19 protein-coding genes are annotated in these 20972 nt (G+C 62.4%); 9 read left to right on the plus strand and 10 right to left on the minus strand.

Going from position 1 to position 20972, the window contains the following annotated elements:
* The first annotated feature begins 280 nt into the window (after positions 1-280).
* A complete protein-coding gene (secB, locus tag C7G61_RS28745; RefSeq protein ID WP_108520075.1) occupies positions 281-769 on the plus strand; it encodes a protein-export chaperone SecB in 489 nt (162 codons plus the stop codon).
* 34 nt (positions 770-803) lie between these two features.
* On the opposite strand, the gene dnaQ is transcribed toward secB, so the two are convergent.
* The 4 genes from dnaQ to C7G61_RS28765 are packed head-to-tail and all read right to left on the minus strand — an operon-like array spanning position 804 to position 3620.
* Positions 804-1505 carry a DNA polymerase III subunit epsilon gene (gene dnaQ / locus C7G61_RS28750; protein WP_108520078.1) on the minus strand — a complete coding sequence of 234 codons (702 nt, stop codon included), beginning with the start codon at positions 1503-1505 and terminating at the stop codon, positions 804-806.
* 29 nt (positions 1506-1534) lie between these two features.
* On the minus strand, positions 1535-2134 hold the full coding sequence (gene coaE / locus C7G61_RS28755; protein WP_108520080.1) for a dephospho-CoA kinase: 600 nt from the start codon (positions 2132-2134) through the stop codon (positions 1535-1537).
* Positions 2135-2161: 27 nt separating this feature from the next.
* Positions 2162-2770, minus strand: coding sequence for a Maf family protein (locus tag C7G61_RS28760; protein WP_108520082.1), 609 nt, complete (start codon positions 2768-2770; stop codon positions 2162-2164).
* Positions 2771-2780: 10 nt separating this feature from the next.
* On the minus strand, positions 2781-3620 hold the full coding sequence (locus C7G61_RS28765) for a pyruvate, water dikinase regulatory protein (protein WP_108520084.1): 840 nt from the start codon (positions 3618-3620) through the stop codon (positions 2781-2783).
* A 443-nt stretch (positions 3621-4063) separates the two neighbouring features.
* Between C7G61_RS28765 and hemJ the strand changes: the two genes are divergently transcribed.
* From hemJ to C7G61_RS28800, 7 genes are all read left to right on the plus strand, one after another.
* A complete protein-coding gene (hemJ, locus tag C7G61_RS28770; RefSeq protein ID WP_108520086.1) occupies positions 4064-4510 on the plus strand; it encodes a protoporphyrinogen oxidase HemJ in 447 nt (148 codons plus the stop codon).
* Positions 4511-4768: 258 nt separating this feature from the next.
* Positions 4769-6034: a transcription termination factor Rho gene (rho, locus tag C7G61_RS28775; protein WP_108520089.1), complete on the plus strand. Its 1266-nt coding sequence runs from the start codon at positions 4769-4771 to the stop codon at positions 6032-6034.
* 290 nt (positions 6035-6324) lie between these two features.
* Positions 6325-7659, plus strand: coding sequence for a tRNA uridine-5-carboxymethylaminomethyl(34) synthesis GTPase MnmE (mnmE, locus tag C7G61_RS28780; protein WP_108520091.1), 1335 nt, complete (start codon positions 6325-6327; stop codon positions 7657-7659).
* 130 nt (positions 7660-7789) lie between these two features.
* Positions 7790-9673, plus strand: coding sequence for a tRNA uridine-5-carboxymethylaminomethyl(34) synthesis enzyme MnmG (gene mnmG, locus C7G61_RS28785; protein ID WP_108520093.1), 1884 nt, complete (start codon positions 7790-7792; stop codon positions 9671-9673).
* Positions 9674-9812: 139 nt separating this feature from the next.
* Positions 9813-10511, plus strand: coding sequence for a 16S rRNA (guanine(527)-N(7))-methyltransferase RsmG (gene rsmG, locus C7G61_RS28790; RefSeq protein ID WP_190242013.1), 699 nt, complete (start codon positions 9813-9815; stop codon positions 10509-10511).
* Entirely contained in the window at positions 10508-11359 is an 852-nt protein-coding gene (locus C7G61_RS28795; RefSeq protein ID WP_108520095.1) for a ParA family protein, read from the plus strand. Before rsmG ends, C7G61_RS28795 begins: the two co-directional genes overlap by 4 nt.
* Before the next feature lie 180 nt (positions 11360-11539).
* Positions 11540-12424 carry a ParB/RepB/Spo0J family partition protein gene (locus C7G61_RS28800; RefSeq protein WP_190242014.1) on the plus strand — a complete coding sequence of 295 codons (885 nt, stop codon included), beginning with the start codon at positions 11540-11542 and terminating at the stop codon, positions 12422-12424.
* A 161-nt stretch (positions 12425-12585) separates the two neighbouring features.
* On the opposite strand, the gene holA is transcribed toward C7G61_RS28800, so the two are convergent.
* The 4 genes from holA to C7G61_RS28820 form a co-directional block, all read right to left on the minus strand.
* Complete coding sequence (holA, locus tag C7G61_RS28805) at positions 12586-13614, minus strand: DNA polymerase III subunit delta (protein WP_108520099.1); 1029 nt, start codon at positions 13612-13614, stop codon at positions 12586-12588.
* 5 nt (positions 13615-13619) lie between these two features.
* Positions 13620-14171 carry an LPS assembly lipoprotein LptE gene (gene lptE, locus C7G61_RS28810; RefSeq protein WP_108520101.1) on the minus strand — a complete coding sequence of 184 codons (552 nt, stop codon included), beginning with the start codon at positions 14169-14171 and terminating at the stop codon, positions 13620-13622.
* Positions 14158-16782 carry a leucine--tRNA ligase gene (gene leuS, locus C7G61_RS28815; protein ID WP_108520103.1) on the minus strand — a complete coding sequence of 875 codons (2625 nt, stop codon included), beginning with the start codon at positions 16780-16782 and terminating at the stop codon, positions 14158-14160. Before leuS ends, lptE begins: the two co-directional genes overlap by 14 nt.
* 130 nt (positions 16783-16912) lie before the next feature.
* Entirely contained in the window at positions 16913-18604 is a 1692-nt protein-coding gene (locus tag C7G61_RS28820) for a diguanylate cyclase domain-containing protein (protein WP_108520105.1), read from the minus strand.
* Between the two features lie 118 nt (positions 18605-18722).
* Here C7G61_RS28820 and C7G61_RS28825 point away from each other — a divergent pair, with 118 nt between their 5' ends.
* Positions 18723-19400 carry a YggS family pyridoxal phosphate-dependent enzyme gene (locus C7G61_RS28825; RefSeq protein WP_108520108.1) on the plus strand — a complete coding sequence of 226 codons (678 nt, stop codon included), beginning with the start codon at positions 18723-18725 and terminating at the stop codon, positions 19398-19400.
* Between the two features lie 131 nt (positions 19401-19531).
* Here the strand turns inward: C7G61_RS28825 and C7G61_RS28830 are convergent, their stop codons facing one another.
* Together C7G61_RS28830 and C7G61_RS28835 are read right to left on the minus strand one after the other, a co-directional pair.
* Entirely contained in the window at positions 19532-20317 is a 786-nt protein-coding gene (locus C7G61_RS28830) for a 2-keto-4-pentenoate hydratase (RefSeq protein ID WP_108520110.1), read from the minus strand.
* A 15-nt stretch (positions 20318-20332) separates the two neighbouring features.
* Positions 20333-20902, minus strand: a complete 570-nt coding sequence (locus tag C7G61_RS28835) for a L,D-transpeptidase family protein (RefSeq protein ID WP_108520112.1) — start codon at positions 20900-20902, stop codon at positions 20333-20335.
* Positions 20903-20972 lie beyond the last annotated feature (70 nt).

Genomic DNA, 20972 nt, shown 5'->3' on the forward strand with positions numbered 1-20972 from the left:
CGGGTGAATTGTAGCGCGTTTGGGGGCCAGGGGAAACCCGATCGTGTCCGGAAATCACGCATATTCAATTATTTAGGACACGTATTGGGCAATTGACCGGGTTGTATTAGACATATGCGCCACAATTCGCCGGCCTCACGGGTCCGCGACCGGCCCGTCATCCTTGTGGAACGAGGCGGGGCTATGATAGCCACTCGCCCGGAAAAGGCATTTCCACCCCATCGAGCGAAATTCAGACGACAACCGGTCTCCGCTCGGCAGCGCTTCAGGAGAAAGTTTCATGACCAACGGTAATGGCGCGCCCCAAGAGCAGGCCCCTCCCCAGCTCAACGTACTGGCGCAGTATACCAAGGACCTGTCGTTCGAGAATCCGAACGCCCCCTCCTCGCTGGCGCCGCAACAGCAGCAGCCGGCCATCAACATCCAGATCAACGTTTCCGCGAACAATCTCTCGGAAAACGAGTTCGAAGTGACGCTTTCGATCGAGGGCAAAGCTGAAAACGCCGGAAAGGTGATGTTCAGCTTCGAACTCGCCTATGCCGGCGTGTTCCGCATCGTCAATGTGCCGAAGGAGAACCTGCATCCGCTGGTCATGATCGAATGCCCGCGGTTGTTGTTCCCGTTCGCCCGCGAGATCATTGCCACCGCGGTCCGCGACGGCGGTTTCCCGCCGCTGATGCTCGATCCCGTCGATTTCGTCGGCCTGTATCGCCAGAATATGGAGCGGCAGGCTGCGGCACAGGCCGCTTCCGGCGCAAAGCCAAGCTAAAGCCGCATTCGAGCAGCCTAGCGGCCAAAAGCCGCTAGACCGCTGCCGGCAGAAAATCATTCCAGATCGGTTTGTCGCCCAAAGTGGCGATGAAGGCGCGATGGGCCTCGCGGTCGGCGTCGGTGATTCGCGGCGCCAGTGGCACCTCGCGCTGCCGGCGCGGCGTTTCGCCAACGCCGCTGCTCATCGTGACGCGGGTTTCCGACGCCAGGATCAGTTGCGACTGCCGCGCCCCGATCAGGTCGATATAGACTTCGGCCAACAGCTCGGCGTCGAGCAGCGCGCCGTGCTTGGTGCGGCGGGAATTGTCGATCGCATAACGCGAGCAGAGATCGTCCAGCCGGTTCGACACGCCCGGATGCTTGCGGCGGGCCAGCAACAGCGTATCGACCAGGCGATCGCGCGAAACCGGCTGCCGCTTGATGCGGTCGAGCTCGGCGTTGATGAAGCTGATGTCGAACGAGGCGTTGTGAATCACCAGCGGCGCGTCGCCGATGAATTCCAGGAACTCCTCGACCACTTCCGTGAACAGCGGCTTGGTGGAAAGGAACTCGCTGGACAGGCCATGCACGTTAAAGGCTTCCGCCGGCATGTCGCGCTCGGGATTGATATAGCGGTGAAAGGTCTGGCCCGTCGGCATGCGGTTATAGATTTCGATGCAGCCGATTTCGACCAGCCGGTCGCCGCGTAGCGGGTCGAGGCCAGTGGTTTCGGTATCGAGAACGATTTCGCGCATGGATTTCGGGGACCGGAGCTTAAGGCGAATCAGGCTCGCCGCTGCGGCATCTTAACGACCTCGGCCAGAATGTCGCGGATTGCTGCGCGTACCGGGTCCAATCCGTGCGACGTATCCACCACGAAATCCGCACGCTTGCGCTTTTCGGCATCGGGCAATTGCCGCGCCAGAATGCCGTCGAGCGCCTCTGATGTCATGGTGCCGCGCGCCAGAATCCGCTCGCGCTGCGTCGCCGGATCGGTTGAGACCACGACGACAGCGTCGACGCGTTTCTCACCGCCGGTTTCGAACAACAACGGGATATCCATCACCACAACGTGTGCGCCGGATGCCTCGGCATCATCGAGGAATTTCTTGCGGGAGGCGCCGAGCATCGGATGAACGATCTGCTCGAGCTGTTTGATCGCGGCCTGATCATGCACCACCTTCGCGGACAGCTTTGCGCGATCGACCCTGCCATCGACGGTCGTGCCGGGAAATGCCGCCTCGATCGCGGGCGCCGCCTCCCCCTCATAGATTTTGTGGACGGCCGCATCGGCGTCGTAAACCGGCACGCCCGCCTCCGTGAACAGCTTTGCGGTGGTGGATTTTCCCATCCCGATCGAGCCGGTCAGTCCAAGTATCCGCATATTGTTCGTTGCTCTTTAGGGATGGTCTCAAATTCCCAGCAATTGCTCGCGGCGCAGGAATGCAAGCAGTGGCAGCAGTGGCAGGCCGAGGATCGTGAAGTGATCGCCTTCGAAGTAATCGAAGAGATGTACACCGAGCCCCTCGAGCTGATAGGCCCCGACGCTGGATGTCACAGCCTCGCCAGCCTCGTCCAGATACGCCCTGATCTCCGACCCGGTCAAAGCGCGCATGGTCAGACGCGCAACCGAAACATCGGAAAACATTACCTTGCCGTCACGAGCGACCGCAACAGCGGAATGCAGTTCGTGCGTTCCGCCGGCAAGCAGGCGCAATTGATCCTCCGCCTGCGCGCGGCCGGCCGGCTTGCTGAACAGGCGGTTTCCCAAAGCCAGCGTCTGATCGGCGCCTACGACATGACGGCCGGGATTTTTTGACGATACGAAGCACGCCTTCTCGCGCGCCAGTAACCCTGCGATTTCGCCGGGCGCGGAAAGGCCGGAATTCTTCTGCAACGCGCGTTCGTCGATATCGGCGGGAACGGCATCGAAGGAAATGCCGGCATTGGCGAGCAGCATCTGCCGCGCGCGGCTCTGCGAGGCCAGGATCAATGGATCTTTTCCGAGCCAGATGGTCATCGTATCCGCGTCATTCCGGAAGCCGCTGCCGCTGGCGATCGGTGAACAGTTTCAGCACGGCCGCGGCGGTTTCCTCGATCGAGCGGCGCGTCACGTCGAGCTGCGCCCAACTGAATTTGGCACTCAGTTTCCGGGCGTAGGCGACTTCATCGGCCACCGCCTGCCGATCGATGTAATCATCATTGGGGGTATCGGCGCCCATGCTCAGCAACCGGTTTTGCCGGACCTGGATCAACCGCTCCGGCGTCGCATGAAGGCTGACGACCAACGGCTTTTTCAATGTCTCGAGCTGGTGCGGCAGCGGAATGCCCGGCACCAGCGGCACATTCGCGGTGCGGACCCCACGGTTGGCAAGATAGATCGAGGTCGGCGTCTTCGACGTGCGGGACACGCCGACCAGAACCACGTCGGCATCTTCCAGACCTTCGACGTGCTGGCCGTCGTCATGAATCATGGTGTAGTTCAAGGCATCGATGCGCTTGAAATATTCCGCGTTCAGAACGTGCTGGGCGCCCACCCTCCCCGTCGTCGCCGCGCCGAGATAGGCCTCGAACAATTGCATCACCGGGCCGATGATCGACAAGCTCGGAATGTTGATGTCCCTGCACTTGGCCTCCAGCCGGCCGACCAGATCCTTTTCCAACAGTGTGAACAGCACGATGCCCGGCGCCTCCTCGATCTCGTCGAGCACGCGGTCGAGCTGCTTCTGGCTGCGCACCAGCGGATAGACATGTTCGACCGCGGTCACATTGGCGTATTGCGCGGCCACCGCGCGGGCCACCGTGATCAGCGTCTCGCCGGTCGAATCGGACACCAGATGAAGATGAAAATAATTGCCGGTCGTGGGCACCAGAACCCCTGTGTATCCTGTGAATCTCTGTGGAGCTTAACCAAGATATTTGGCCCTGGGTCGCCACGTCAGGGATAACCCGGACATTTCTTCACAGGGCCTCATGCGAGGACAAGTCCACGGGCTCATCACCATGATAGTGGGAAGGTGTGGATTTGTCTCTTCATAAGCTGGCCACGAAACGGCGCAAGCAATTGATGCACGTGGCGTTATCAGGATGACGCAGTGTCCGGCCGAAATTGGGGAGGACTGTGAACAAGCCTCGCAAACATGCGGGATCGTTTTGTGTGAGTCATAATCACGGTCACTTAGACTCAAACCTAAGATTCTAAAATTATTAGTTTAGAGAAGCGGTGCTTTGCGGATATGTCTTGCGTCCCCTGGCTGGCAGCGCTTCTTCGCAACGCCAAGATGGTCGGGACGAGCAAGGTCGGGCGGCTGCAATGTACGAGTGGATCACGATCACCGCGTATCCGTGGATCAAAGCGCTGCATGTAATTGCGGTCATCTCCTGGATGGCCGGCATGCTCTATCTGCCGCGGCTGTTCGTCTATCACTGCGAGGCCGAGGTCGGATCGAAGCAGTCCGAGACCTTCAAGGTGATGGAAAGGCGATTGCTGAAGGTGATCATCAATCCGGCGATGATCGTCACTTGGCTGGCCGGGCTATATCTGGCCTGGAGCGGGCATTGGTACACGTCCGGCTGGTTTCACGCCAAACTGACGCTGGTGCTGGTCCTGTCTGCAGTCCACGGCTTTTTTTCCCGCTGGGTCAAGGATTTTGCCGCGGACCGGAATACCAGAAGTCAGAAATTCTATCGTATTATCAATGAGGTGCCGACGGTCCTAATGATCTTTATCGTCGTCCTGGTGGTCGTGAAGCCGTTCTAGCCACAGCTTTCGTCGATCCGGCGGTTTCTCCCCTGCTTGCGAAGCGCCGGCCGATTTTCTATATTGTTGAAATCCCACCCCACGCAGGCGGATGTGGCTGCGTTCCGGTTTCTTCATTGGACCGGCCGCCGCATCAGGTTTGAAGCCTCACCGGCGCTTTCCTTGCTTAGACCTGCGGACCTTCCCTTTTTCGTGTCCGCTTTTTCCTTAAGCCACCTCGCACCCCTTCCCTAAAGAACACTCCACAGGACCACCCCAATGCGGGAAATGAAACTCCAGGACCTCAAATCGAAAACGCCGGCCGAGCTCGTCTCGTTCGCGGAAGAGAACGGGGTCGAAAATGCCAGCACTATGCGCAAGCAGGAGCTGATGTTCGCTATTCTCAAGCAGCTCGCGATCCAGGAAATCGATATTATCGGCGAAGGCGTCGTTGAGGTTCTCTCCGACGGCTTCGGCTTTCTGCGCTCGCCAGATGCCAACTACCTGCCCGGCCCCGACGACATCTACGTCTCTCCGTCGCAGATCCGCCGCTTCGGCCTTCGCACCGGCGACACTATCGAAGGCCACATCCGCAGCCCGAAAGAAGGCGAACGCTATTTCGCGCTGCTGAAGGTCAACACCCTCAATTTCGAGGATCCGGAAAAGTCCAAGCACAAGGTCAATTTCGACAATCTGACCCCGCTGTTTCCCGACCAGCGCTTCCGCCTCGAACTCGAAGACCCGACGCGAAAAGACCTTTCTGCAAGGGTGATCGACATCGTCGCGCCGATTGGCAAAGGCCAGCGTGCTTTGATCGTGGCGCCGCCGCGCACCGGCAAGACGGTGCTGATGCAGAACATCGCGCACTCCATCACCGCCAATCATCCGGAATGCTATCTGATCGTTCTGCTGATCGACGAGCGTCCGGAAGAAGTCACGGACATGCAGCGCTCGGTGAAGGGCGAGGTGGTGTCGTCCACGTTTGACGAACCCGCTGTGCGTCACGTCCAGGTTGCCGAGATGGTGATCGAGAAAGCGAAGCGCTTGGTCGAACACGGCCGCGACGTCGTGATTCTCCTGGACTCGATCACGCGCCTCGGTCGCGCCTACAACACCGTGGTGCCGTCATCCGGCAAGGTGCTGACCGGCGGTGTCGACGCCAACGCGCTGCAACGGCCGAAGCGATTCTTCGGCGCCGCGCGCAACATCGAGGAGGGCGGTTCGCTCACGATCATCGCGACCGCGCTGGTCGATACCGGCAGCCGCATGGACGAAGTCATCTTCGAAGAATTCAAGGGTACCGGTAACTCCGAATTGATCCTCGACCGCAAGGTCTCGGACAAGCGGACCTTCCCGGCGATCGACATCTCGCGCTCCGGCACCCGCAAGGAAGAGCTGATCACCGATCCGCAGCTCCTGAAGAAAATGTACGTGCTGCGCCGGATCCTCAATCCGATGGGCACCATGGACGCCATCGACTTCCTGCTCGACAAGCTCCGCAACACCAAGAACAACTCGGAGTTCTTCGATTCCATGAACACCTGATCCGTCAGGCCAGTTTGGATGAGGGCGCCTCGCGGGAAGCTGGGCGCCCTTTTTCATGCTGCGGTCGCCGTTGCGACGCGAATGCAGGATCGGAAAATCGGCGTTAGGAATCGGTTAACCATCTAAGCTGTTGAATTTTATATTGATCCGGCTGCCAGGGGAGGGCGCCCCGCCGGATTTTGCAGCATCCTTGCCGCACCTGTCTCGCAATACGCCGGCGGTATGGCCTGTGCGTTCAGGCCCCGAATCGAATCGCGTTGCCTTTTCAAAACCTCCCGCACAAATAGGCCATGCATCCGCGGGATCAGACCATTTTTGCATTGTCGTCGGGCCGGCCACCGAGCGCGATCGCGTTGGTGCGCGTCTCGGGTTCGCAGGCCGGAAAGATCGTGACGGCGCTTGCCGGCAAATTGCCGTCGCCGCGAGTGGCCACCCGTGCGCTGCTTGGGGATGTCGGCCAGCGGCCGATCGACGATGCGGTGGTGTTGTGGTTTCCGGGTCCGGCCAGCGCGACAGGAGAAGACGTCGCGGAATTTCATGTTCATGGCGGACGCGCGGTGCTGGCGGCTTTGTTCGCGGCGCTGTCCGGATTCGAAGATGTTCGCCCGGCCGAGCCCGGCGAATTTACCCGGCGCGCTTTCGAGAATGGCAAGCTCGATCTGACGGAGGCCGAAGGTCTCGACGATCTCATCCATGCTGACACAGATCGGCAGCGGCGCCAGGCGCTGCGCCAGTTGAAGGGACTGCTCGGCGACAGGGCGCGCGATTGGCGCGCGCGGATCATCGAAGCGGCTGCTTTGATCGAGGCCGGGATTGATTTTTCGGACGAGGGCGACGTGCCAGCGGAATTGATCGCGCCGGCGCTCGCGAAGGTCAAAGCGCTGCTGGTCGAGATCGAGGAAGTCCTGGCCGGGCAGGGGCGGAGCGAGCAGCTTCGCGATGGCCTCGTCGTTGCGATCGCGGGGCCGCCGAATGTTGGCAAGTCGACGCTGATGAATCAGCTCGCGCGCCGTGAGGTCGCGATCGTGTCGCCGCATGCCGGCACCACGCGCGATGTCATCGAGGTGCAGCTCGATCTCGACGGCTATCCGGTGACGGTGATCGACACCGCGGGCATTCGTGAGACGGACGATCCAGTCGAGCAGGAGGGCGTCCGTCGTGCCCGGGCGCGTGCGGCGGATGCGGACCTCGTGCTGTGGCTGGCCGACTCTCTGCAGACGGCGTTCGATCACGATGGAGCCGCGCCAATATGGAGAGTGCGAAATAAGATCGATCTCGAAGCAGCTCGGCCATTGGCCGAGGCTGGCGCGCCGGGCCTAAGGAGTTTTGATATTTCGGCGAGCCGCGGCGATGGCGTGCCGGAGCTGATCGCGGCATTGGTTGATTTCGCCCAGCGCTACTTTGGCGGCACCGAGGGCGGACTGATCAGCCGAACCCGGCAACGGAAACTCTTGCAGGAGACGGCGACTTCGTTACAGCGCTGTCTCGCGGTGGTCGGGGAGGGCGAGGAGCTGGCGGCGGAAGAACTCCGGATGGCGGCACTCTCCCTGGGAAGGCTGCTGGGCCGTGTGGACGTCGAGGACATACTCGACGTCATCTTCCGGGAGTTCTGCGTGGGTAAGTGACGTTTGCTTACCTTTCGCTAACCATGTTTCACGTGAAACAAGATGGCTCCCCGGTCCCGTGTTTCACGTGAAACACTTTCCCCTAAACTTCTGCTTCCGGGTCTTGCGCCTTCGCGATAGAAGTCCCGGCATGATCTCCCAAGCGGACTCCTTCGACGTCATCATTATTGGCGGTGGTCACGCCGGTTGCGAAGCCGCGGGCGCCGCTGCGCGGATGGGCGCCAACACTGCCTTGGTGACCCATCGTTTCGCGACGGTCGGGGCGATGTCCTGCAACCCCGCCATCGGAGGTCTCGGCAAGGGCCATCTAGTCCGTGAGGTCGATGCTCTGGATGGTTTGATGGGTCGGGTGGCCGATGCTGGTGGGATCCAGTTTCGGATGTTGAACCGCCGCAAGGGTCCGGCAGTCCGTGGACCGCGGGCCCAGGCGGACCGCAAGCTTTACGCCACCGCCATGCAGGCCGCGATCCGGGAGACCGCCAATCTCAGCGTGGTCGAAGGCGAGGCGGATGAGCTGATCGTCTCGGATGGCCGGGTGACTGGAATTCGCTTGGGCGACGGCCGCGAGTTGAGTGCCGGTGCCGTGGTCATCACCACAGGTACCTTTTTGCGTGGTCTGATCCACCTCGGTGAAAAGAACTGGCCCGCTGGACGGGTCGGGGAGGCGCCGGCGATGGGGCTCTCGGCTTCCTTCGAGAGGGTCGGCTTTACGCTCGGACGATTGAAGACCGGCACGCCGCCGCGGCTCGATGGCACGACGATCGACTGGTCCGCCATTGAAATGCAGCCCGGTGACGATCCGCCGGAGCCGTTCTCGGTCATGACCGATCGGATCACGACGCCGCAGATCCAGTGCGGGATCACCCGGACGACGCCGGCGACCCATGAGGTGATCCGGGCCGATGTACATCGTTCGCCAATGTACTCCGGACAGATCAAGAGCAGCGGTCCTCGCTATTGTCCCTCGATCGAGGACAAGATCGTCCGGTTCGGCGATCGCGATGGCCATCAGATCTTCCTGGAGCCGGAGGGACTCGATGACCCCACGGTCTATCCCAACGGCATCTCGACCTCGCTGCCGGAGGAGGTTCAGCTCGCGATCCTCGCGACCATTCCCGGACTTGAGCGGGTAAAGATGGTCCGGCCGGGCTATGCCATCGAATACGATCATGTCGATCCTCGCGAGCTCGAGCCGACGCTGCAGACCAGGCGCCTGCCGGGTCTCTTCCTGGCCGGACAGATCAACGGGACGACCGGATATGAGGAGGCGGCGGCTCAGGGAATAGTCGCGGGTCTGAACGCGGCATTGGCAGCCGGCGGTGCCAACCCAATCGTGTTCGATCGGGCGGATGGCTATCTCGGTGTGATGATCGACGATCTCGTAACCCGCGGGATCACTGAGCCGTATCGGATGTTCACCTCACGGGCCGAGTACCGTCTCACTCTGCGGGCCGACAATGCCGACCAGCGCCTGACCGACAAGGGCATCGCCTTGGGCTGCGTGGGGCAGGCGCGCTCAGAGCGCCATCGCGACAAGATGGCCGCGCTGGCGGCGGCCAAGGCGTTGGCGAAGTCCCTGACGATGACTCCCAACGAAGCGGCGAGACATGGCCTGGCTCTCAACCGGGATGGCCATCGGCGTTCGGCGTTTGAGTTGCTGGCCTATCCGGAGATCGAGTGGGAGATGCTTCGCGGCATCTGGCCGGAGCTGTCGGCCGTCGATCCCTCCATCGCGGTCCATCTCGAGATTGACGCCAAGTATGATGTCTATCTCAAGCGCCAGACCGCCGACGTCGATGCCTTCCGGCGGGACGAGGGACTGGTCCTGACCGATATCGACTACGCCGATGTGCCCGGGCTTTCCAATGAGGCGCGCTCCAAGCTTGAGGTGGCGCGGCCGCGGACAGTGGGGCAGGCGGGCCGGCTCGATGGTTTAACGCCGGCGGCGCTGGGAATCCTTGCGGCCTATCTCCGAAGGGAAGCGCGGCGGAAGACCTCGAAGGCGAGTGCGTAAAATCTGTTTCACGTGAAACGTTGATGTAGGATGGGTGGAGCGAAGCGATACCCATCGTCCAATGCGCGGGGCATCTGATGGGTATCGCTTCGCTCCATCCATCCTACGATTCGAAGACGATGCACCAGCGAGACCGCCCATGGCGAAAGCCGCCGGCCAAGCCACCATGCTGATCCTGCCATCCGACAAAACCGCAGCTCTCGCCCTCACCCCCGTTTCACGTGAAACAGAGGCGCGGCTCGATCGCTATGTTGACCTCCTCGTGGAGTGGCAGGCCAAAACCAATCTCGTCGCGCCATCGACGCTTCCCAATCTCTGGACCCGACACATCGCCGATTCGCTCCAGCTTCTGAGTCTGGCTCCGACAGCGAAGGCCTGGGTCGATTTTGGCAGCGGCGGCGGTTTCCCTGGCGTGGTGTTGGCCTGCGCCCTGGCAGAGACTCCCGGGGCCAATGTTCACTTGGTCGAGCGCAACGCCAAAAAGGCGGCCTTCCTGCGTGAGGCGGTGCGCGTAACTTCTGCGGCTGCGACCGTGCATTTGGCGGGCATCGGGGATAGTGTGGATAGAATCGGCAGTCGCGTCGATTGCGTCACTGCGCGGGCGCTGGCTCCGTTACATCAGCTTGTCGGTTTTGCGGAACCGTTTGTGAAAGAAGGCGCAAAAGCTTTGTTTCTCAAGGGCCAAGATGTAGAGGCTGAATTGACCGAAGCTACTAAATATTGGATTATCGAACCGCGACTCCATTCCAGCCGCACGGGCGGGCACGGCTGGATCGTCGAACTCGATCGAATCGAGCGGCGCAACCCCTCCGCGATCACATATGGCGATCGGGCATGAGCGAATTAGACGAGTTATATCAAGAAGATAGAGAGCCCACTCCACCCCCCCATCCACGCATCCTGTCGCTGGCCAATCAGAAGGGCGGCGTCGGCAAGACCACCACGGCGATCAATCTTGGTACCGCACTCGCTGCAATTGGCGAGCGCGTCCTGATCGTCGATCTCGATCCGCAGGGCAACGCCTCGACCGGTCTCGGCATCGATCGCCGCAACCGCAACTGCTCGACCTATGACGTGCTGATCGGCGAAGCGCCGCTGCGCGAAGCGGTGGTTGCCACCGCGGTGCCGCGGCTGCACATCGCCTCCTCGACCATGGATCTGTCGGGCCTCGAGCTCGAACTCGGCACGACGCCCGGCCGCGCCTTCCGCCTGCGCGATGCGATCGCTGCGCTGAACAAGAACGCAGCGCCGGACACCGAGTACACCTATGTGCTGATCGATTGCCCGCCGTCGCTCAACCTCCTCACCGTCAACGCGATGGCGGCCTCGGACGCGATCCTGGTGCCGCTGCAATGCGAGTTCTTCGCGCTCGAAGGTCTGTCGCAATTGTTGCAGACGGTGGAGCAGGTGCGCTCGACGCTCAATCCGAACCTGTCGATCCACGGCATCGTGCTGACCATGTTCGACTCCCGCAACAATTTGTCGAACCAGGTGGTCGCTGACGTCAGGCAGTTCATGGGCGGCAAGGTCTACGACACCATGATCCCGCGCAACGTGCGCATCTCCGAGGCGCCGTCCTATGGCAAGCCGGTGCTGGTCTACGACCTCAAATGCGTTGGCAGCGAAGCCTATCTGAAGCTGGCGACCGAAGTGATCCAGCGCGAGCGCGAGCTGAGGACGCACTAGTACCTATGACGTCATTCCGGACAATCCGCGCGAGCGGATTGATCCGGAATCCTGATGTGACGAAGCAACTCTAACTTCGAGATTCCGGGTTCGCGTCTGACGACGCGCCCCGGAATGACGGCAAGATCAACCGAATTTTGTTCCGGAGTGGCGTAAGTGAATCCTAGGGAGTTGGCGGCGATGGCCGACGAAACGCGTTCGCGACTGGGTCGTGGTCTCGCAAGTCTGATTGGGGATGTCGGCGGCGAGGCCGCGCATGTCGACCGGCCGCGCAACCAGCGCAAGGTGCCGATCGAGTTCCTGAAGCCGAATCCGCGCAACCCGCGCCGGACCTTTTCCGATGCCGAGCTCGGCGAACTCGCCGATTCGGTCAGGCAGCATGGCGTGATCCAGCCGATCGTGGTGCGGCCGGTGAAGGGTTCGCAGGATCGCTACGAGATCATCGCCGGCGAGCGCCGCTGGCGCGCCGCGCAGCTCGCCAGCCTGCACGAAGTCCCGATCGTTCCCGTGGATGTCAGCGACTCTGACGCGCTCGAAATCATGATTATCGAGAACGTGCAGCGTGAAGACCTCAACGCGATGGAAGAGGCGCAGGGCTATCACGCTCTCGCCGACGAGTTCAAACGCAGCCAGGAAGAGATCGCAAAGGACGTCGGCAAGAGCCGCAGCCACGTCGCCAACATGATGCGGCTGACGAAGCTGCCCGCGGAGGTGCAGGCCTTTATCGCCAGCGGCCAATTGTCGGCGGGGCACGCCCGCGCCCTGATCGGCGTGCCCGATCCGCTGGCCGCGGCGAAACGTATTGTCGAGGAGGGGCTGAACGTACGCCAGACCGAGGCGCTGGCGCATGAAGAAGGCGTGCCGGAACGCAAGCCGCAAAAGGCGCGGGCTGGCGGCGGCAAGACAAAAGATCCCGACACGATCGCGCTGGAGAAGCGCGTCAGCGATGCACTCGGTCTTGCCGTGACCGTCAACCACCGCGACCCCGGCGGCACCGTCCAGATCAGCTATCGCAACCTCGAACAGCTCGACGAGGTGATGCGCCGGCTGGCGAAGGGGGCTTGATAAATCTCGGTCGTCCCGGGCAAGCGAAGCGCGACCTCAGATGTGCACTTGCACATCGGGGGACCCATACGCCGCGGCGGTATTAAATTAGGCGAACTGCCTCGACGGCTTCCTGGACAACACAATCACAGGGACGACGCCGCGGCTTATCGCCCAGTAGCTCACCCCCGTCGCTTCGCATTCGCCGCAATCGAGAGCAGCGTGCGCTGGGCGATCGCTGACGCCAGCGATGCCTGCTTGCGCATGTCGAGCGCGGCCGTTCCGAGCTGATCGATGATGGCGGCCAGCCGCGTCACGTTGAAATTGCGCAGCGCGATTTCGACGGCGCCCTTGCGCGAGAAATGCAGGCGCGGATAACCGCTTTCGAGCAAGGTCGAGACCGGCGTGCCTTCGGCTAGCGCAAGCGCCGATTTGTGCAGCCACGCCGCCTGGCGCTGCGCGGCGGAGATGATCACGCCGGGATAGGTGCCGGCGACCATCGCTTTGGCAAATTCGCTTTCGACCAGGTCCGGCTTGCCGGCAAAGGCGCCGTCCACAATCGGGTCCAGCTTCAGCTCGGACGCATCGGAGACGACGGTCATGACATCGTCGAGCGCGATCTCGCCCTTGCCGTGGGCATAGAGCGCCAGCTTGCGCAGCTCGTTGCGCGAGGCCTGGCGGTCGCCGCCGAGCAGTGACATCAGCACGGCGCGCGCGTCAGCGGCGATCCGTAAATTGGAGGAGCGCAATTCCTCGTCGATCAATCTTGCAAGGTCGCGCTCGGTGTCGGGATAGCAGGCGATGGCGACCGCGGTCTTGGCGCGCTCGCAGGCTTTGCGCAGCGGCGATTCCGGCCGCAGCTCGCCGGCCTCGATCACGATGCGGCAATCCTTTATCGGAGAATCGGCCAGCGTATCGACGCCGCTGGCAAAACTGCGGGAGCCGGCGCGCACACGAATGGCCCGGCGGCCGCCGAACATCGGGATCGTCATGGCCTCGTCGACCAGCCGCGAGGGTTCGGCCGACAGTTCGTCGCCGTCCAGCCGCACCAGCGAGAAGGGATCATTGGGGTCGTCGACGGCGGAGGCTATCAGCGCGTCAGCACGCTCGCGGACCAGACCGGCATCGGGGCCGTAGAGCAGAATGATCGGGCGGCCGGCATCAGGCCGGGCGAGAAAAGCGTCGATGTCTTTTCCGCGGAGCGCGACCAACGGGATCAGGTGCCGGCGTAGAAGAACGACGCCAGCCGGGTCTGGATGTTTTCGGCGATCTCGTTGGCGGCGCGATCCTCGGCGTCGCGGAAGGCACGCTGGCGGGCGAAGCGCTGCAGCTGGCCGGGAATGTCATAGGACACGCGGGAGAAGGTCGTGCCCGTCATGACCGACTTGTTGGTGGCGAGGTCGATCAGATTGTACTGCGCATCGATGCCGTAGTTTTCGCTCGACGGCAGCGCGGTAGCGGGATCGAGCATCAGCGAGGAGCGTGAGGTGTTAAAGCGCAGCACCAGCCGATGGGTCGGCGGCATGCCGGTGGCGTTGCCGTAGAGCTTGAACGCGAGCGCGTTGCGGATCTCAACCTGGATCCGGGCCTCGCGGGAGGCATTGGGCTTGTCCACCGGCGGGACTTCCACGCCCATCAGCTTTTCCCGCAAGCCGGGCTTGCCGTCATTGCGTTCGGCATACATCGGCTGGAAACAGCCGGCCGTGAGCGCCGCCAGAGCGGCGACGGCGATGAGCCGAACGGCGATCCGGGTCCTAGCCAACGACATTCACGATCCTCATGGGAACTACGATTACCTTGCGGACGGCCTTGCCGCCGAGAGCGAGTTTTACCGCATCGAGCGACAAAACGGCAGCCTCAATTTCCGGATTTTGGGCGACCCGTGGCACGGTAACATCACCCCGTTTCTTGCCGTTGACCTGGACCACCAGCGTCACGGTGTCTTCAACCAGCAAATCGCGTTCGATTTGGGGCCAATCGGCCTCCGAAATCAACCCGGACTGCCCCAGCACCTGCCAGCATTCCTCGGCCAGATGCGGCATCATCGGCGCGAAAAGTTGAACCAGGATGATTGCGGCCTCCCGAACCACCCAGGCGGTGTCCGGCGACGGTGTTCCGCCCTTACCCAGCACCTCGGCCAGCGCGTTGGTGAATTCACGGATATGGGCGAGGCAGACGTTGAAATGCAGCCGCTCGATTCCGGACGACACCCTGTCCAGCGCACCATGGGCCGCCTTGCGCAAGCCGAGCGCATCGGCGCCGAACGAGGCTGGTCGGTCGGCCGGAGCCATTTTGGCGATCTCGGCCGATTCGTTGACCAGCCGCCACAGCCGCTGCACGAAGCGCGAGGCACCCTGCACGCGCTCGTCGCTCCAGATCACGTCGCGGTCGGGCGGCGAGTCCGACAGCATGAACCAGCGCGCGACGTCGGCGCCGTAGGTCGCGATGATGTCGTCGGGGTCGACGGTGTTCTTTTTCGACTTCGACATCTTCTCGATCGCGCCGATCGAGATATCTTCGCCGGTTTCCAGCAGGATGGCGCGCTTGCCATTGCCGCCGGCTTCGATCTTCACTTCCGCCGGCGTGACGTAGGAGCCATCGGCCTTCTGATAGGTCTCATGCACCACCATGCCTTGCGTGAACATGCCCGCGAACGGCTCGTCCATGCCGATATGGCCGGTCGCCTTCATCGCGCGGGTGAAGAAGCGGCTGTAGAGCAGGTGCAGAATCGCGTGCTCGACGCCGCCGATATACTGGTCGACCGGCATCATCCGGTTCGCCACATCAGGCGTGGTCGGCGCTTTCTCGTTCCAGGGATCGGTGAAGCGCGCAAAATACCAGGACGAATCCACGAAGGTGTCCATGGTGTCGGTTTCGCGCTGGGCTTTGCCGCCGCATTTCGGGCAGGTGACGTGCCGCCAGGTCGGGTGATGGTCGAGCGCGTTGCCCGGCTTGTCGAAGGTCGCATCCTCCGGCAGCACCACCGGCAACTGATCGTCCGGCACCGGCACCACGTCGCATTTCGGGCAGTGGATCACCGGGATCGGGCAGCCCCAATAGCGCTGGCGTGAAATGCCCCAGTCGCGGAGTCGGAAGTTTACCTGCCGCTCGCCAACGGGCGCGTTGCCGCGAATTTCCTTCTCCAGCCGTTTTGCGACCTCTTCCTTGGCCTGCTCGATGGTCATGCCATCGAGGAAGCGGGAATTGATCATGCGGCCTTCACCGTCGTAAGCGGTGTCCGTGATGACGAACGTCTTGGGATCCTGGCCCTCGGGGCAGACCACCGGCGTCACGCCCAGCGCATATTTGTTGACGAAATCGAGGTCGCGCTGGTCGTGCCCCGGGCAGCCGAAGATCGCGCCCGTGCCGTATTCCATCAGCACGAAGTTCGCCACGTAAACCGGCAGCTTCCAGTTCGGATCGAACGGGTGAACGGCGCGGATGCCGGTGTCAAAGCCCTGCTTCTCGGCGGTATCGATGATTTCCTGCGCCGTGCCGATGCGCTTTACTTCGGCGATGAACTCCGCCAGTTTCGGGTCCTTCGCAGCCGCGGCCTGCGCCAGCGGATGGTCGGCCGCGATCGCCATGAATTTTGCGCCGAACAGCGTGTCGGGCCGCGTCGTGAAAATCTTCAGCTCCGACTCGCCCGCCGGCGTCGTGGCCTGATCGAGCGCGAAGCGCAGCAGCAGGCCCTCGGAGCGGCCGATCCAGTTGCGCTGCATCAGCCGGACCTTGTCGGGCCAGCGATCCAGCCCGTCCAGCGCGTCCAGCAGTTCCTGCGAGTACTTTGTGATCTTGAAGACCCACTGGCTCATCTCGCGCTGCTCGACGACGGCGCCGGAGCGCCAGCCGCGGCCGTCGATCACCTGCTCGTTGGCGAGCACGGTCATGTCGACCGGGTCCCAGTTGAGCTTGCGTTTCTCGCGCTCGGCCAGCCCCGCGCGCAGCATGTCCAGGAACATCTTCTGCTGATGCTTGTAATAGCCGGGATCGCAGGTCGCGAATTCGCGTGACCAGTCCAGCGACAGCCCGATCGACCGCAGCTGCTTCTTCATCGCGGCGATGTTGTCGTAGGTCCAGGCTTTTGGCGCGACCTTGCGCTCGATCGCGGCGTTCTCCGCCGGCAGCCCGAACGCATCCCAGCCCATCGGGTGCAAGACGTTAAAACCCTTGGCGCGCATGAACCGCGCCAGCACGTCGCCCAGCGTATAATTGCGGACATGCCCGATATGGATGCGCCCGGACGGGTAGGGGAACATCTCGAGCACATAGTATTTCGGCCGCGGATCGTCATTTTTCGAGGCGAAGATCGCCTTTTCGTCCCACTGGCGTTGCCAGCGCGGCTCGGAATCACGGGCGTTGTAACGTTCGGAGGTCATGGAATCGCAGGGCTTTTGTGGATTCGGGTCCGTCCAGAGGACGGCGGACTAGGCCACAAAAGCGGCTGCGGGGTCAACGGGTTGGGGCAGTGGGAACAGCCATTTGGTCGACGGGTGAGGGTGGTGGCGCTCACCCCGTCATCGCCAAGCCGGCCTCATCCACCAGCTTGGCAAAGCCGTGCTCGACCACGGTGTTACGGCCGCGGTGTTTGGCGGCGTAGAGGGCGGCATCCGCCGCCTCGATCAGGTCGCCGGGAGTTTGGGCGTCGCTCGGCAGCGTCGCGGCCACGCCGACGCTGACGGTGACGATGCAGTGGCTGGAGGTGATATGCGGCAGGCCGAGGCCCTGAATGGTCGCGCGCACGGTTTCGCCGATCTCCAGCGCCTTCTGCGGGCTCGTGTTCGGCAGCAGCAGGCAGAATTCCTCGCCGCCATAGCGGCCGGCAAAGCCCATTGTGTCGGCGGCGATGCCGGCCAGCGCTTCGCCGAGCCGGGTGAGGCAGGCGTCGCCCTCGGGGTGGCCATAGGTGTCGTTGTAAAGCTTGAAGTGATCGACATCGATCATCAACAGCGACAGCTCGCTGTTATGCTGCTGCGCCTTCAGCCATTCGAAATCGAGTCGGCTCTGGAAGCCGCGGCGGTTGGCGAGACCCGACAGCATATCGATCGAGGCCATCACGGTGAGCCGGTCGTTGGTGGCGACCAGTTCGCGCTCGCGCTGGCTGAGTTGGGCGGCCATCGCATTGAAGGCGCGGGCGAGCGGCATGAACTCCGCAGGCAGGCGGCTGCGCGAGACGCGGGCCGACGAATCGCCCTCGCCGAATCGCTTGGCCATTCCGGTCATGACTTCGATCGGATTGATGATGAGCTTCTCTGCCCCGATCAGCGCGCCGAGCAGCACGAACAGGCAGACGAATCCCAACTGAAGATAGGCGGTGCGGATGTCGCGATTGATCGCGGCCGTGACCTTGGCCTCGTCGACGCTGACGATCAGGCGCGATTGCGTCCCGGGAATGCGCGCGAAACTGATGGCGCGCTTGGAGCCGTCGTTAGCGGTGAAGGAAAGCGAGCCCGTATCGGAGTTGGAGCTGAGCGCCTTGTAGGTGATGGCCGACAGCAGCGGCACGTTGTCGAGCGGCCGGCCGATCATGCTGGCCTGGTCCGGTGGCGCCGCCAGCACCACGCCGGTGCTATCGATCAGGAGAGATGAAATGCCCGGCCGTCCGCCGAGGTTGGCCATGATCTTCGACAGCCAGTCGAGATTGATGCCGGCGACCGCTACCGAATCTTCGTCCGGGTTGATCGCGGAGACCGGATAGGCGGCCATCATGATCGGCCGGTTGTTGGTCTTGCCGAACAGGTAGTCGCTGACGACGAAATCGCGGGTTTCCTGCGCCTTCCTGAAATAGTCGCGATCGCCGATGTTGAGGCCGACCTGAATGTTCAGGGTGGAACACTGCACCACGCCGTCCTTGCTCACGAGCATGATGCTGCGGATCCAGGGCAGGTTGGCGGGCAGGCTGGCACGCAGGATTTCGCAACTGCGCCCGATGCCGCTGGAGGCGCGGATATAGGCGGCGGATTTCAGCATCGTCTCGACGGAGGAGATCACCTCGCGCTGGGTCTCTGCGCTGTGGTGGGTGATGTTGGCGTATTCTTCCGAAGCGATCGCGATCTGCTTGGCGCGGGTGCCTTCGAGCGAGCGGACGCGCTCCAGCATCAAGGGCGCCACCAGCATCAAGGCCAGCATGGCAAGCCGCGCCCGGATTCCCAGAAGCTTCTTGAGTTTGATCCGATTGCGGTTGAAAGTAACGCCAGACATCCTGTCCCCCCACAGCGGAGGGTAAAGCGAAGGTTTCAAAAAGCCTTTCCCGAACTTGGTAAAATTCGAGGAAATGCCGTAAAATTTCCGGCCGAAATCAGGACATGAAGCGAGAGAGATGGCGACACCGCTAACCAAGTCTTTACCAAACGGCCTGGCCCAGGTGGAGCAGGACATCGCGCGCGCGTGCAAGGAAGCGCGCCGCGAGCGCGCGTCGGTGACGCTGATCGCGGTGTCGAAGACATTTGAAGCAACAGCGATTTCGCGTGTCATCGATGCCGGGCAGCGCGTGTTCGGCGAAAATCGCGTGCAGGAAGCCAAGGCGAAATGGCCGGCGCTGGTGTCGGCCTGTCCCGGAATTGCGCTGCATCTGATCGGGCCGTTGCAATCCAACAAGGCGAAGGAGGCGGTGGCGCTGTTCGACGCCATCCATTCGATCGACCGTCCCAGTATTTGCGAAGCGTTAGCCAAGGAAATTAATTCCCAGAACAAGCGGCCGGAATTGTTCATTCAAGTGAACACTGGTGAAGAGCCGCAAAAGGCCGGCGTCGCGCCGGGCGAGGCGGATGCCTTCATCGCGAACTGTCGCGACAAATACGGCCTGGTGATCTCCGGCTTGATGTGCATCCCGCCGGTCGACGAAGCGCCGGCGCCGCATTTCGCGTTGACGGCCAAGATCGCCGCGCGCAACGGGCTGAAAAATCTGTCGATGGGCATGAGCGCCGATTTCGCGGTAGCGATCCAGCTCGGTGCCACGCATGTGCGCGTGGGGTCGGCGATTTTCGGGACGCGGTAACTCGTCGTCCCTGCGAACGCAGGGACCCATAACCACAGGCGTTTGTTATTGCGCGAGGCCGTCGACCAGCCGTTATAAATCGAGAGGCCGCGGCGTATGGGTCCCTGCGTTCGCAGGGACGACAGCGGTGTCTACTTGAACCCCACCGACACCTTTCCGAGCGCGCCGAAATCAACCGCGCAAAAATCGCCCGACTGTATCGGCAGCGGTGGGTGGCAGGTGCCGGTCGTGACGACACGGCCGGCCTTCAACGTCACGCCAAGCTGGCGCAGTTCATTGGCGAGCCAGGTCAGTGCAATCCTGGGATCGCCGAGCACATTCTTGCCGTGACCGGTGAATTGCTGGCCGCGCATCGTGATGACCGGCCGTTCCTCGACAAGATCGAGCGAGCGCCAGTCCGCAACTGCCGGCGGGCCGAGCACGAACAGATGCGCGCAGGCGTTGTCGGCAATGATCTGTGCGGCACCGGCGCTGACGAAATCGGCAAACCGCGAATCCGGAATCTCGATAGCGGGATGCAGCGTGTCGACCGCGTCGAGCACCTGCTGCACGGTATAGGGCGTGGGACGCGTCGGCAGATCCACGCGCATGCGAAAGGCGAATTCGGGTTCGGCGACGCGCATTTCGTTGCCCGCCATCGAAGCCGTTCCGCCATCTGATATCACCGTCTCGGCCAGGATACGCCCGGCCATCGGGCCGTCGACGTTGATGTGCTTTTGTCCGGCCTCGCTGGTGGCAGCGATCTTCCAGCCGAACAAACTATCGGATGAATATTGCTCGATTCCCGCCTGGATTGCATAGCCTTCGATGCGGTCGCGTGGCCGCAGCTTTTCGTCGAGGCCGGCAAATTTGGTGCCGGCGCGCCAGTGGTCATGCAGCGTCTTTGATGCGGCTGCTATCGCGTTCTTATCGAGCATTGTTTTGATTCCCCATCAGCCGATCATGATCTTGGTCTGCGGTCCCATCCGCCGCAACAGCCGCAGCATGGCGGATTTCGTCATCGAAACGCACCCGGCCGTCGGCGAGAAATTGGGGCGTGCCAGATGCAGGAACACGGCGCTGCCGCGGCCGGCTATCCGTGGGCCGGCGTTGTGATCGATTTCGACGATGAAATCGTAGAGGTGGTCCTCGCGCGTCAGCCGGTCGCCGGGCTGGTCGCGGACCAGACGGATCGGCTGATTGTAACGGCGGTCCTGCGGGTCCTCGCACCAGGCGTCTTCGGGCCGGATCGGCCGCACCGGAAGATAGGTCCGCGGCCGAGGATGGCGGTCGGCGCGCCACCACAATTGCAGCGGGCGGTACGTGCCCTTCGGGGTGCCGCCGTCGCCCTCCCGTTTGTTGGCGAGGATGCCGCCGCGGCCAAGTGCCACCGGCACAGTCCAACCGTCGGCCGTCAGCCAGCCCCGGCGCGGATCGCCGGCCGCCCGGTGGACCCTGATTGCCGTCAGCGGCCGATCACGCGCGACTGTCTTATAAGTGATTGTAATAGCGTTGCTTTCCATGCCGATGCCCGAATCTTGGGGTTGCCTGTCCGGCCACAATTGTCCTATGGACGCCATTACAGGACATTCA

The organism is Bradyrhizobium algeriense, assembly GCF_003062295.1.
In the GTDB taxonomy this organism is placed as follows: domain Bacteria; phylum Pseudomonadota; class Alphaproteobacteria; order Rhizobiales; family Xanthobacteraceae; genus Bradyrhizobium; species Bradyrhizobium algeriense.

Bases quoted from the DNA above. Each gene is read 5' to 3' on its own strand.
- dnaQ (WP_108520078.1), bottom strand. From the start codon at position 1,505: ATGCGCGAAATCGTTCTCGATACCGAAACCACTGGCCTCGACCCGCTA.
- mnmE (WP_108520091.1), top strand. From the start codon at position 6,325: ATGCATCCGCGGGATCAGACCATTTTTGCATTGTCGTCGGGCCGGCCA.
- rsmG (WP_190242013.1), top strand. From the start codon at position 9,813: ATGGCGAAAGCCGCCGGCCAAGCCACCATGCTGATCCTGCCATCCGAC.
- C7G61_RS28820 (WP_108520105.1), bottom strand. From the start codon at position 18,604: ATGTCTGGCGTTACTTTCAACCGCAATCGGATCAAACTCAAGAAGCTT.
- C7G61_RS28800 (WP_190242014.1), top strand. From the start codon at position 11,540: ATGGCCGACGAAACGCGTTCGCGACTGGGTCGTGGTCTCGCAAGTCTG.
- rho (WP_108520089.1), top strand. From the start codon at position 4,769: ATGCGGGAAATGAAACTCCAGGACCTCAAATCGAAAACGCCGGCCGAG.
- coaE (WP_108520080.1), bottom strand. From the start codon at position 2,134: ATGCGGATACTTGGACTGACCGGCTCGATCGGGATGGGAAAATCCACC.
- secB (WP_108520075.1), top strand. From the start codon at position 281: ATGACCAACGGTAATGGCGCGCCCCAAGAGCAGGCCCCTCCCCAGCTC.
- mnmG (WP_108520093.1), top strand. From the start codon at position 7,790: ATGATCTCCCAAGCGGACTCCTTCGACGTCATCATTATTGGCGGTGGT.
- C7G61_RS28825 (WP_108520108.1), top strand. From the start codon at position 18,723: ATGGCGACACCGCTAACCAAGTCTTTACCAAACGGCCTGGCCCAGGTG.
- C7G61_RS28835 (WP_108520112.1), bottom strand. From the start codon at position 20,902: ATGGAAAGCAACGCTATTACAATCACTTATAAGACAGTCGCGCGTGAT.
- C7G61_RS28830 (WP_108520110.1), bottom strand. From the start codon at position 20,317: ATGCTCGATAAGAACGCGATAGCAGCCGCATCAAAGACGCTGCATGAC.
- hemJ (WP_108520086.1), top strand. From the start codon at position 4,064: ATGTACGAGTGGATCACGATCACCGCGTATCCGTGGATCAAAGCGCTG.
- lptE (WP_108520101.1), bottom strand. From the start codon at position 14,171: ATGTCGTTGGCTAGGACCCGGATCGCCGTTCGGCTCATCGCCGTCGCC.
- C7G61_RS28795 (WP_108520095.1), top strand. From the start codon at position 10,508: ATGAGCGAATTAGACGAGTTATATCAAGAAGATAGAGAGCCCACTCCA.
- C7G61_RS28760 (WP_108520082.1), bottom strand. From the start codon at position 2,770: ATGACCATCTGGCTCGGAAAAGATCCATTGATCCTGGCCTCGCAGAGC.
- leuS (WP_108520103.1), bottom strand. From the start codon at position 16,782: ATGACCTCCGAACGTTACAACGCCCGTGATTCCGAGCCGCGCTGGCAA.